Source organism: Caballeronia temeraria (assembly GCF_001544795.2).
GTDB lineage: Bacteria > Pseudomonadota > Gammaproteobacteria > Burkholderiales > Burkholderiaceae > Caballeronia > Caballeronia temeraria.
This window is the reverse complement of the sequence record NZ_FCOI02000003.1, coordinates 405,428-417,441: the sequence shown is the minus strand read 5'-3', so window position 1 is coordinate 417,441 and position 12,014 is coordinate 405,428. Positions and strand designations below refer to the sequence as shown.

Genomic DNA, 12,014 nt, shown 5'->3' with positions numbered 1-12,014 from the left:
GTCGCGCTGCTGAAGCCGGGTCGCGGTTAATCTGCCCGGTCTCCAAAGCATTCGGCATTCGGCATCCAGATGAACACCCCACATCGCCCGAGCGGCGCGTCCGGCGCGCGCGCGCTCGTCCTATCGGCTTGTCTTTCGAGTTACCTGCTTGCAGCGTGCGTGAGCGCGAAGCCCGCACCGGACCCGAACGCCGATGCGCGCGTGGTGGCGGGCTACTACCGCGTCAACGAAGGCGATACGCTCGCGGGCATCGCGTCGGCATTCGGGCGCGACACGGCGTCGCTGAAGCGCTGGAACGGGCTGGAGCAGCCGGACAAACTCGCGCCCGGCAAAGTGCTGCGTGTGGCGCCTCCGCCCGACGACGGCAAGCCACCGCAGATCCCGCCGCAGCGCGCCGCGGCGAACAGCGCCGCGTGCGGGCCGGGCAAACTGGCGTGGCCGGTGAGCGGCGCCGTGCAGCGAGCGTTCGGCGGCAGGAACGCGCCGGACATCCGGATCGACGGCACGCCCGGCGACATCGTGAAGGCCTCGAAGAACGGACGAGTGGTCTATACCGGGAACCGCATCAAGGGATATGGACTGGTCATCATCGTCAGGCATGACGAACATCTGTTGACGGCCTACGGCTTTACCCAGCGCGTGCTGGCGAAGGAGGGCGACAACGTCAAGCGCGGACAGACCATCGCCGAAATGGGCAAGGCGCCGTTGCTGTTCGAGGTGAGAAAGGACGGCAAGCCGGTGGACCCGGCGCCGTATCTGAAGGGATGCGAGTCGTAGGACGGCGCCTGCACCACGCGCAATCGCCGCCGCGCGCGACGCGGCTTATTTTACCGACGCCGTTTTCATCGGCCGAGCGGGTTCAGCGGGCAACACAGACTTCAGCACGCCGGCGGGCACATGCTGCGCCTCTTCCTGCGATACCGCGCCGACGAACTTCCATCCCGACGGCAGCTTCACGAACGTGAAGCCGGTCGGCTGATCGACGAACACGGAATACGGCGCGGGCGATGCCGCCGTCGCCGGGGATTGCGCGAACGACGCCAGCGGGCTCAACAACAACAGCGCTGCGGCCAGCGCGGACAAAGTCGATCTCATGATGACACTCCTAAGAAGATTCTGAGATTTATGTGGCGATCGATACAGATATTTAAGCATCGGATCGCGACAAGGTCCAGCCATTTTGTTACGATCGACACATAATTCAGAATTGCGATGCGTGCGGCAATCGATCGCTGACACGCGCAGGGAGCGAGACATGTCGACGGAAATGCAGGAAACGCAGCACAAGACGCGCGGCCGGCCGCGCACGTTCGATCGCGAAGCCGCATTGCGAAGCGCGATGGAAGTATTCTGGACGAAAGGCTTCGACACGTGCTCGATGGCCGATCTCGTCGACGCAATGGGCATCAATTCGCCGAGTCTGTACGCCGCGTTCGGCAGCAAGGAAGCGCTGTACCGCGAGGCCGTCGAGCTTTATACGGACGAGGAAGGCGGCGCGGCGCTCAGGCAGTTGCAGGCGCATGAATCCGTGCGCGACGGGCTGCGCGCGATGTTCCGCGCGAGCATCGAACTCTTCACCTGCAAGCCGAATCCGCGCGGCTGCATGATCTTTCTGGGCGCGATGTCCGTCGGCGGCGAGCACGCGCAATTGCGCGCCGAGATGCAGAAGCGCAGGCGCAAGGTCGCGTCGATCGTCGCGGCGCGGCTCGCACAAGGCGTCGAAAACGGCGAGCTCGACGCCCGCACCGATGTTCAGGCGCTCGCCGCGCTGTGCATGACGCTGTTCGCGGGCTTGTCGATTCAGGCGCAGGACGGCGTGCGCCGCCAGGCGCTGTTCGCGGCCATCGATCAATTTATCGCGACGTTGCCGCTGCGCGCGAAGCGTTGAAATCCGTCGTTGCGCGAAACAATCGCGGCGGCTGCCCGGCGGGATGAAACAAACTGTGCTTGTGCTTGCTTGCGTGCCGATGTGGGGAACAAAATCCCCGAGACCCGGCACCACGGAGCATTGCCATGACGACCCACGTCATCAGTTTTTTCGCCGACGACAACGCTCGCGCATCGTTCGAAAATCATCGCCGCTATTGCGCGCGTCATGCCTACTCGCACGAGTATGTCGATACCAGCACGATCGGCTGGCCGCATCTGCGTTTGCTGCTGAAATACCAGTTGCTGTTGAAGACATTGCGCGCGTGCGCCGAGGGCGATCTCGTTTTGCTGCTGACGCAGGATTGCCTGTTGTTGCGCGATATTCCCTGTGAAACGTTCATGCGGGACGAAAGCCGCGACTGGATCGTCACGTATCGCGATAGCGCCCGCGACGAAGTGATGGCGTCGTTTCAGCTCTGGCGCAACACGGCCGCGGCGCGCGAACACGTGGAGCGCATCTGCAGCGGCGCGAGGTTCGGCGGAGCGCTCGCGAGCGAAACGACGTTGCTGGAGGCGCTCGGACCGCTGCCTTTCAGCGGGGTGATCGAAGGATACGTGCCGGTCGTACTGGCCGCGTTGCACGTGCATCCGGTGTGGGCCGAGTGGTTCGCGTTCGCGCTGGCGCTGGCCGATGTCCCCGACGCGCCGAAGAATCAGCCGGTGTTCGCCGATCTGCGCGACCTGCTCGCCGAGCACGTCAACGATTGTCTGACGCGCGGTCAGCCGTTTCTCGCGTTGCCGCAGCCGGAGGTCGATGACGCGCGCTACGAAGTATCGAACCCTCATGCGCCCATCGCGCTCGCGATGCTCTACACGCCGAATATCCGAGAATACGGCGCAATCGCCGAGCGCAACTTGCGCCGCTATTGCGAGCGGCACGGCTATGCGCTGCATCTCTATCGCGATGTGCCGCCCGAAGCGGGCCCCGGCGCGAGCGGCAACTGGGTGAAGCCGTGGGTGTTGCTGCGCCATCTCCCGGAACACGAATGGATCTTCTGGATCGATGCGGACGTGCTGGTCGTCGATCAGGCGCAGCCGCTCGAACCGATACTGAAAGACCGCGACCGCGTCATCGCGATGGATGTGAGCTGGAAGTTCAACTCGGGCATCATGGGCTTTCGCAACACGCAGCAGAATCTCGACGTGCTGAAGGACATCGAACAGACGATCGGGGCAATCGCGGATAAATCGTCGACGTACGCGAGCGGCGGCGATCAGGACGCGTTCATCAAGGTGCTGGAGCGGCACGGGCTGGCGCACCACCGCGATCTTCTCGACTGCGCGACCATCAACACGCCGTATCAGCTTCAGTCCCGCGACACCTTCATGGTGCACTACATGCATATGTGGCCATCGCTGCGCGCACTCGCGATGCATCACGGCGACCTGCGAAGCCAGATGCGCGGGGCGCGCCGGCCTTGACTTTCTAAAGCATTACGCGCGAGCATGGTCGAACGCGCGGGGCCGCCGCGCGTGCATCGGTTTTGTACGTAGTCCCTACATACACATCATTGCGATGATGCCGCGCCCGTCCATGCCACGGCAGCAGATCCGTCTTTGCACGGCGAGCGACGGCGTGCGCATCGCCTATGCGACCTGCGGTTCCGGGCCGCCGCTCATCAAGGCGGCGAACTGGCTCAGTCATCTCGAACTCGACTTCACGAGCCCGGTCTGGAGCCATCTGATGCTCGAGCTGTGCAGCCGGCACACGCTGATCCGCTACGATCAGCGCGGCTGCGGCCTGTCCGATCACGACGTCGGCGATATTTCATTCGATGCCTGGCTGCGCGATCTCGAAACCGTCGTCGATGCGAGCGGCCTCGAGCGCTTTCCGCTGCTGGGGATTTCGCAGGGCGCGTCGATTGCGATTGCGTATGCGGTCGCGCATCCCGAGCGCGTCACGCATCTCGTGCTGCACGGCGGCTATGCGCGCGGCCGCCTGAAACGCACGTGCGATCCGGCGATGCGCGAGGAAGCCGAAATGCTCGTGAAGCTCGCCGAACTCGGCTGGGGCAAGCAGAATCCGGCGTTTCGCCAGTTCTTCACGACGCAGTTCATTCCCGGCGGCACGCCCGAGCAGCATCGATGGTTCAACGAACTCGAACGCATGACGACCACGCCGCACAACGCGGCGCGCATCATGCGCGTGTTCAATGACATCGATGTGGTCGCGCTGCTGCCGCGCGTGCAATGTCCGACGCTCGTGCTGCACGCGAGCGGCGATGCGCGCGTGCCCTTCGACGAAAGCCGCCTGCTCGCGGGGCAGATTCCCGGCGCGCGCTTCGTGCCGCTCGAAAGCGAGAACCATCTGACGCTCGAAGTCGACGCCGCGTGGCAGCGCTGGCGCGAGGAAGTGCGGGCGTTCCTGCCATCGGCGGCGGCGGTCGATCCGGCGTTTTCGACGCTGACGCCGCGCGAACGCGATATCGTCGAATTGCTCGCGGGCGGGCGCGACAACGCCCAGATCGCCGCGCGCCTCGCGCTGAGCGAGAAGACCGTGCGCAATCACATCACCAGCATCTTCGCGAAGCTCGAAGTCGAAAATCGCGCGCAGGCCATCGTGCTCGCGCGGCGCGCGGGCTTCGACGCACCCGCCGCCTGAGCCGTTCCGGGACACATGTCCCCCGTTCCTGCCGCCAGATTGCAGCGTCCCGGCCCTCGACCGGGACATGCGCCTCATGTGCGAAGCCGCGCCGTTCCCGAGAATCATTCTCAGAACGGTGACGCGACGCATGACTTCTTACGCCGACCTGTTCGACGCAGGGCGTGGCCAATCCGCGCCCGTTCATCACAGTCATCGACGCAGAGTCGTTCCGGAGTTTGCACATGGAAGCTGTTCAGCAAGAAGTCCAGTCCAGAAAGATCGCCTCGCAACAGCGTTATGCGAAGTGCATCGAAGTATCGCGCCGCATCCGCTGGGATATCGATCGCGATGTCCTGCGCGGCCGTCACTTCGATCCCGCACACAAGTTCATGCCCGACGGGCTTTCCGAAGTGAATCGTCTGCCGTTTCTCGACGCGCGCGAACGCCGCCTGATGTCGCAGATTCAGGGTCGCACGTACGCCAATATGTTCGGCATGATCGAGCGTTTCGTCGGCGCGAAGATGCTGGAAGTCGGCCGCGATCACGCGCTCGGCGATCAGACCGCGCTCGAAGCGATCGTCCGTTTCACCGATGAAGAGTTGAAGCATCAGGAGCTGTTTCGCCGCGTCGAAGCGCTCGCGGCGCAGGCGCTGCCGCCGGGTTATCGCTTCATCCCGCAAGCCGACGAAGTCGCCGCGTTCGTGCTCGGCAAGTCGACGTGGTCGATTCTCGCGCTGACGTGCTGCGTCGAGATCGTCACGCAGGTGCATTACCGGCAGAGCATGGAGAGCGACGCGAGCCTGTCGCCGCTTTTCAAGGACATCTTCCTGTTTCACTGGAAGGAGGAATCGCAGCACGCGATCATCGACGAACTGGAGTGGATACGCGAGGACGCGCGACTCGACGACGACGCGCGCGATACGGCGATCGGCGATCTGATCGATCTCGTCGCGACCATCGACGGCATGATGCAGGCGCAAGCCGCCGCCGATGCGCACTACTTCGTTTCGCAACTCGATCGCGCGCTCTCCGGCGATGAAGAAGCGCGCGTGCATGCGGGGCTGGTCGATGCGTATCGGTGGCAGTACATCGTTTCGGGCGTCGACGAGCCGCGCTTCGGCGAGATTCTGACGAGCCTGATCAGCGAGGCACAGGGCGAACGGCTCGGCGCAGCGCTCGCGCCGATCAGACAACGCGCGCTCGCATGATGCACTCGGCATGATGGACGAGAAGGCCGGGCTGCCGACGTCCGGCCTTCTCATTTTCGAAGGCGATATGTAAGACAAATGCGTTTGCTGCTTTGCAAAACGCTGAATTGCCGTGGAAATCTACTTGTTACTGACGTACTGAACCGATTCTTTTCGGGCAAGATATGAGGAAATCAGGTAGTCGTCGCTCGCTGTCCCAAACTGAAATTAGATTGGACCATCATGCTCGCCGAACCGTTGCCGCACACGACCGACATCGAAAAATTCGCGGAAGACCACGAACGCTTCGCGCGTCACACGCCATCTGAAATTTCCGTCGTTCTGCGCACGCTCGTGCAGCGCCGCGACATGCTGACGGTGACGAGCGGGCACGGTCAGATCGTCACGCAATTGCTGGAAGTCGACGTGCGCGAAGGGCGCATCGTGTTCGACTGGGGCGGCGTCGAGTCGGACAACCGCGCGCTGCTCGAAGCGCGGCAGTTGTATTTCAAGGGCGCGCCGGAGGGCGTTCGCGTCGAATTCACGACGCTCGCCGCACATGCCGTGACGTACCAAGGACGCCAGGCGTTCGAAGTCTCCTTCCCCGAGAAGCTTTATCAGTTCCAACGCCGCGAATACTTCCGCGTGCCGGCGCCGATTCTCGAACCCTTCTACGCCAAAGGCGCATTCGCCGACGGCGAATCGTTCCGCTACGAAGTGCACGATCTGTCGCTCGGCGGCATCGCGCTGCGCATGGACATGCCGCGTCTCGCGGAAACGGAGCGCGGCACCGTCTTCAACGACGTCGTGCTGCATCTTGGTCCGGGCGCGGCGTTGCCCGTCGATCTCGAACTCGTTTCGCCGCGCACGGTGGCCACGCCGCGCGGCGATGTGCGTTATGTCGTCGGCTTTCGCTTCGTGCGGCTCTCGGGCGCGGCGGAGAACGTGCTGCAGCGGCTCATCACGCGCATGGAGGCGAAGCGCTGCAGTCTGTCGGCGTGAACGGGCGGAATGAGCGGGGCACGCGCGGAGTAAAATGCGTGCCTCTTTCCCTTTCACGACGACGCATGTTGCGCAAGGCCTGGCGCGGAGAAGAACGCTTCTGGAAAGTCTGGTGGCTGTTGGGCGTGCCGATTCACCTTGCATGGTGGTTCGTCTACCTCGACCTCTGGGCGAGCGGCGTCACGCCCGAAACATTCCTGCTGCTCACCGTCTGGTTCTGGCCCGGCATGCTGGGCGTATTCGCGCTGTGCTCGGCCTTGTATCTGCTGTGGTGCATGCTCGCCTGGCGCTGCTCGGCCAATGTCGATCGCCGCGTGTGGACGGTGATCGCGCGCGTGCTGATCGGCGTCGGGCTCGGTTCGTTTCTCACTGAATGCGCGCTGATCGTCACCGCGCCGTTTGCCTGACACATCGAGCGATTCCGCGCACGCGTGCCGGCTTAGCGTGCACAATGTCCGGGCTTGCAGCAGGCCAACGAACGACGAACGACGGACAACGACGCGCATGCTCAACGAATTCGCCAAGACGGTCCTCGTGATCGTCGCCGCATTGTTCCCGATCATCAATCCGCCCGCGACGGCGCTCGTCGTGTTGAGCATGCTGCCGCATATCGGCGATGCCGACCGCACGGAGCTCGCGCGGCGCATCTGCATCAACAGTTTCGTGATTCTGCTGGCGTCGCTTTCGATCGGCGCTTACGTGCTTTCGTTCTTCGGCATCTCGATTCCGGTGCTGCGCGTGGCGGGCGGTCTCGTCGTCGCGATGGCGGGCTGGGGTCTGCTCCAGGCGCCCGATGACGACGATGGCGCCGAAGCCGCGCCCAAACCGCGCAGCGGCGCGACGCTGCGCGCGAAGGCGTTCTATCCGCTGACGCTGCCGATCACGGTCGGACCGGGCGCGATCGCGGTGGCCATCGCGCTCGGCACGGGTTCGCCGCGGCACGGGTTGCAGCCGGTGCATCTCGCGGGCGTGGGTGTCGGACTTCTCATCCTGTGCGCGAGCATCTACGTGTGCGTGCGCTTCGCGGGGCATCTCGAACGTCTGCTCGGCGCCGTCGGCACGCGGGTCGCGATGCGTCTCTTCGCGTTCATCATCTTCTGCATCGGCGTGCAGATTCTGTGGCTCGGTCTGTCCGAGCTGATCGCATCGATTCAACTCAGCATCAAGTAGCGGATATCACGGCGGCACCGTTCAGGAGACACCGCTTGACCTCGAATCGTGAAGTGTGTTCCTGCCTCTTTTCGCCGGATCCCGTATTCGTGTTGGTCTATTGGCACTGCCCCTGTGCGGGGCGGCAGTCACTTTCTTTGCTGCTGCAAAGAAAGTAACCAAAGAAAGCAGCTTTTCAGGCCCGCGGTCACACGCAATTTGGGTAGTTCTCTCGTCCCCCGTGGCACTCGCCTAAAGAGTGCCCTCATAGGCCTCATACGGCTTGGATCGCGCACGGTCTGACAAGCTAGTCGTTTTAAGGCGCTGGTTCAGCACGAAATAGCATCGGCACAGCGCTACGCGCTGCCGTGGGGTGTGCGACGGAAACCAACGTGCAGCACAGGCAGTGAGATGGAAGTGTTAGCAAGGAAGCACGCGCGGACCAGATTGACCGGTCGGCCGCGAAGCGGGCTGGAGCCATTTCGTGCTGAACCGATTTGTTATGTGGTGCGAAGCGACAGACCGTGCGCGAACCAAGCCCGATGGGGCCTACGAGGGCACTCTTTAGGCGAGTGCCGCCTCGAACGAGAGAACTACCCAAACTACGTGTGACCGCGGGCCTTAACGAGCTACTTTCTTTGGTTACTTTCTTTGCAGCAGCAAAGAAAGTGACTGCCGCCCCGCACAGGGGCAGTGCTAATAAACCAAAAACAAAACGGAATCCAGCGACAAGAAACCCGCGCTAAAAGCCAAAAGCAAAACCCACCCTCAAGGCAAGAGATTCCACTTGATAATGGCGCGCACATCGCGCTCAAACCCGAGCACACTCATCGCAGCGGTATCCATCACAAGATGCGCGCCGAGCGAAGGCGACCCCATCGCCCACTGCGCACCAAACACACGCGAAAAATGCGCATGAGAAAAAAGCGCGATATTCGTCGCCTGAGTCGCAAGCAACTTGTCGATGAGCGCCTGCGCCCGCCCGCCGACATCGGCGAGATTTTCGCCCTGCGGAATCGGCGATGTCCACACCGACCAGTCCGGCACTTCCGCCCGAATATCCGGCGTCGTCCGGCCTTCGTAAATGCCGTAGTTCCACTCGTGCAACTCAGGCTCAACCGTTGCGCGATCGCCCAGCCCCGCGAGCCGGCACGTCTCGATCGCGCGACCCATCGGGCTCGTCAGCACGAGATCGAAAGACCGTGACGCAAGGACCGGCGCGAGCGCCTGCGCCTGCTTGCGTCCTTCATCGGTGAGCGGGATGTCCGTCGTTCCCGTGTGTTGCCCCGACTTGCTCCATTCGGTTTCGCCATGCCGGATCAGCCAGATCTGCACGCCGCTTTTCATGTTCATGTCGTTCACCGTGTCTGAAGAAAATCTGCACCGAGTGCCAAGGTTCAATCCCGCTCGCCCGTGGCGAACGCCTTCAACAGATGATGCGCGATCGCAAACGGCTTCGGCGCCGAGAGTTCCTGCTCGTGCGTGCCATCCAGCATCGCGCCGATTTCAGCGCGCGTGAACCAGCGCGCGTCTTCGAGCTCGTTCTTGTCGATGACGATCTCCGTCGTGGCCGCGCGCGCGAAGCATCCGATCATCAGCGACGATGGAAACGGCCACGGCTGCGACGCGTAATACCGCACGTCCGTGCAGCGAATGCCCGCTTCCTCCAGCACCTCGCGATACACCGCGTGCTCGAAAGTCTCGCCCGGCTCGATGAAGCCCGCCAGCGCCGAATACATGCCCGGCACGAACTGCGGCTGACGGCCGAGCAGGCAGCGCTCGCCATCGGTGACGAGCATGATGACGACCGGGTCCACACGCGGAAAATGCTGCGCCTTGCAGTTCGGACAAATGCGTCGCCAGCCCGCGCCCGCCGAATCGGTCGGCTGGCCGCAGTTCGCGCAGAAGCGATGCCGTCGATGCCAGTCGAGCATCGACCGCGCTTCGCCGAGCGCGCTGACGAGCGGCGGCGGCACGAGTCCCTGCATCGCGATGGGGCGCAGTTCGACGGCTTCGACATCGGCGAGGCTTTGCGGCTCTCCATCGAACGAATGGGCGAAAAGCGCGTGCCCATCGGCGTCGCGGCCGAGAAAAACCGTCTGCAAGGGCGTACCGAGCGATGCGGCTTCCTGCGCGCCGAAAAGCGGATCGTGGCCGTTCGCGCGCTTGAAAAGCGGCACGTTGTTCACGAAGAGCAGCGCGCGCGTGGCGGGATCGTCGCGCAGGCCGGCGATGAAGGCGTCGTCGTCGCGCTTCTCCGAAACCCGGTCGAGCGGATCGAGTGTAAAACCGATGGCATGAGGCGGCGTGGGCATAGTATTTTTCGTGTGTGACGGCGCGAGGAACCGCAGCGCCGCGTGACGGGAAGAGGCAAGCCAATCGGGAATCGTAGCGAAGTTGGCGCGTCCTTGCAGGGCGACGCCCGGAGACGTCGATGATCACGCTCTACTCGTATCCTCAGTTGTTCGGCCTCGAAGACAACAATCCGTTCGGATTGAAGGTGTTCGCGTTTCTGAAGCTCGCGGGCCTGCCGTTCGAGCATCGCCACGTTCTCGACACGAGCGCCGCGCCGCGCGGCCAGTTGCCGTATCTCGTCGACGACGGCGAGACCATCGGCGACAGCGATGCGATCATCGCGCATCTGAAGCGCCAACACGCCGTCAAGCTCGACGACGCGCTCAGCCCCGCGCAGCGCGATCTCGATCTGCTGATCCGCCGCACGCTCGACGATCTCTACTGGGTGATGTCGTACTCGCGCTGGCGCGACGACCGCTATTGGCCGCAGTTCCGCGATGCGCTCCTCGCGCAGCATCCGGATATCGGCGCACAGGCGCTGGAAGGCGCGCGCAAGTACAACTTCGAGCGTTATCGCTATCAGGGAATCGGCCGATACGAGCCCGACGCCGCCTACGCGCGCGGGATCGCGAGTCTTCAGGCGATCGCGAACGTGCTCGGCGACGGCCCGTTCATGTTCGGCGCGTCGCCGGCGGGCATCGATGCCGCGTTGTACGGGTTCGTCGCGAACATCTGGTTCTATGACATCGATACGCCGCTCAAGGGTTTCGTCGCCACGCAGGGCAATCTGGCGAGACATTGCGGCGCGATACGCGAGCGGATGGGGCAGAGTTCCGCGCCGTCATGAACTGACGTGTTCATCGGCCGGCGCCGGCTCGCCCGGCGGCTCGATCCGCCGCACGCTCACGCCGACATCCATGCCGATGAAATCCTGCGCGCCGCCGAACCACGAGCCCGACACGGGCGCGGCCTGTTCGGGCTTGCGCGTATAGGCCACCCGGATCAGATCGGTGCCGCCGACGAGCGAATTGGTCGGATCGTAGGGCACCCAGCCGGCGCCCGGCAAAAAAACGTGCAGCCACGCGTGGGTCGCGCCGGCGCCGAGCACGAGCGGCTCGTCGCGGCTTTCGACCTGCCGCGCGCCCTGCTGCAGTCCCGTGCTGCGCAGCGTCGGCGCGTTCGGCGTGTCCAGCGCCTGATCGTACAGATAACCCGACACGAAACGCGCGGCCAGTCCCAGCCCCCTCACCACTTCCATCATCAGCAACGCGAAGTCGCGGCAGGTGCCGCCGCGCCGGTTCAGCGTGTCGGACGGACGCTGTGTGCCCATCGCGTCGCGCGACTGGTACTGGAAGTCGCTGCGGATCGCGGCGTTGATGTTCGCCAGAATGTCGCGGGTGTGCGTGGTGCCGCGCCGCGGAAGAAACTGCGCCACCCAGTCGCGCAACATCGGCTGATCCTCCGGATATTGCGGCGGCAGGAACGACGCCAGATCGAGCCGGTCTTCATCGGCATACTGAAACGGATAGTTTTCCGCTTCCGCCGCCACCGGCAATTCGAGATTCCTGACGCCGAAATGCTCGATCACGAAGCGGGCGCGAAATTCCAGTACATCGGCGGGCACGCGCGGCTCGACGACCGCGACGGAATTGGAAAACACGTCGTGCATCCAGTACTGCGTGCTGTGCGGCGACGCCTCCAGCGTGGCTGACAGCACGCGGATGTCGTGCGCCGCGCGCGGACGGAACATCACGCGATGCGGGGAGAACTCGACAGGCTTGTCGTAGCGATAGGTTGTGACGTGTTCGACTTCGAGAAAGACGGACATGTGCGACCTCCGGGCGAGTGCTGCGCGGTTTCGTCGGTCA

The 12,014-nt window shown here is 63.7% G+C and carries 13 protein-coding genes; 9 read left to right on the top strand and 4 right to left on the bottom strand.

All coding sequences use genetic code 11. The features are described 5' to 3' along the window. The first annotated feature begins 69 nt into the window (after window positions 1-69). Entirely contained in the window at window positions 70-777 is a 708-nt protein-coding gene (locus AWB76_RS06785) for a peptidoglycan DD-metalloendopeptidase family protein (RefSeq protein ID WP_063936304.1), read from the top strand. A 45-nt stretch (window positions 778-822) separates the two neighbouring features. Here the strand turns inward: AWB76_RS06785 and AWB76_RS06780 are convergent, their stop codons facing one another. Further along, window positions 823-1,095, bottom strand: a complete 273-nt coding sequence (locus AWB76_RS06780) for a hypothetical protein (protein WP_061159345.1) — start codon at window positions 1,093-1,095, stop codon at window positions 823-825. 160 nt (window positions 1,096-1,255) lie between these two features. Between AWB76_RS06780 and AWB76_RS06775 the strand changes: the two genes are divergently transcribed. The 7 genes from AWB76_RS06775 to AWB76_RS06745 all read left to right on the top strand — a co-directional run bounded on the left by AWB76_RS06775 (window position 1,256) and on the right by AWB76_RS06745 (window position 7,872). Beyond that, a complete protein-coding gene (locus tag AWB76_RS06775; RefSeq protein WP_082864364.1) occupies window positions 1,256-1,888 on the top strand; it encodes a TetR/AcrR family transcriptional regulator in 633 nt (210 codons plus the stop codon). 125 nt (window positions 1,889-2,013) lie between these two features. Next, on the top strand, window positions 2,014-3,351 hold the full coding sequence (locus AWB76_RS06770) for a glycosyltransferase family protein (RefSeq protein ID WP_061159344.1): 1,338 nt from the start codon (window positions 2,014-2,016) through the stop codon (window positions 3,349-3,351). Window positions 3,352-3,445: 94 nt separating this feature from the next. Beyond that, on the top strand, window positions 3,446-4,531 hold the full coding sequence (locus tag AWB76_RS06765) for an alpha/beta fold hydrolase (protein WP_096031260.1): 1,086 nt from the start codon (window positions 3,446-3,448) through the stop codon (window positions 4,529-4,531). Between the two features lie 224 nt (window positions 4,532-4,755). Beyond that, window positions 4,756-5,721 carry a hypothetical protein gene (locus AWB76_RS06760; RefSeq protein WP_061159342.1) on the top strand — a complete coding sequence of 322 codons (966 nt, stop codon included), beginning with the start codon at window positions 4,756-4,758 and terminating at the stop codon, window positions 5,719-5,721. 222 nt (window positions 5,722-5,943) lie between these two features. Then, the gene (locus tag AWB76_RS06755; protein ID WP_082864363.1) at window positions 5,944-6,702 is read left to right on the top strand and encodes a flagellar brake protein; all 759 of its coding nucleotides are present in this window, start codon (window positions 5,944-5,946) and stop codon (window positions 6,700-6,702) included. A 65-nt stretch (window positions 6,703-6,767) separates the two neighbouring features. Continuing rightward, on the top strand, window positions 6,768-7,109 hold the full coding sequence (locus AWB76_RS06750) for a hypothetical protein (RefSeq protein WP_061159341.1): 342 nt from the start codon (window positions 6,768-6,770) through the stop codon (window positions 7,107-7,109). 97 nt (window positions 7,110-7,206) lie between these two features. After that, a complete protein-coding gene (locus AWB76_RS06745) occupies window positions 7,207-7,872 on the top strand; it encodes a MarC family protein (RefSeq protein ID WP_061159340.1) in 666 nt (221 codons plus the stop codon). Window positions 7,873-8,619: 747 nt separating this feature from the next. Here AWB76_RS06745 and AWB76_RS06740 read toward each other — a convergent pair. Together AWB76_RS06740 and nudC are read right to left on the bottom strand one after the other, a co-directional pair. Further along, window positions 8,620-9,204, bottom strand: a complete 585-nt coding sequence (locus tag AWB76_RS06740; RefSeq protein ID WP_061159339.1) for a histidine phosphatase family protein — start codon at window positions 9,202-9,204, stop codon at window positions 8,620-8,622. Between the two features lie 44 nt (window positions 9,205-9,248). Then, complete coding sequence (nudC, locus tag AWB76_RS06735; protein ID WP_061159338.1) at window positions 9,249-10,166, bottom strand: NAD(+) diphosphatase; 918 nt, start codon at window positions 10,164-10,166, stop codon at window positions 9,249-9,251. A 119-nt stretch (window positions 10,167-10,285) separates the two neighbouring features. Between nudC and AWB76_RS06730 the strand changes: the two genes are divergently transcribed. Then, entirely contained in the window at window positions 10,286-10,993 is a 708-nt protein-coding gene (locus AWB76_RS06730) for a glutathione S-transferase family protein (RefSeq protein ID WP_061159337.1), read from the top strand. Here the strand turns inward: AWB76_RS06730 and AWB76_RS06725 are convergent. Next, window positions 10,988-11,974: a transglutaminase family protein gene (locus tag AWB76_RS06725; RefSeq protein WP_061159336.1), complete on the bottom strand. Its 987-nt coding sequence runs from the start codon at window positions 11,972-11,974 to the stop codon at window positions 10,988-10,990. The two genes, AWB76_RS06730 and AWB76_RS06725, sit on opposite strands and share 6 nt — an antisense overlap. Window positions 11,975-12,014 lie beyond the last annotated feature (40 nt).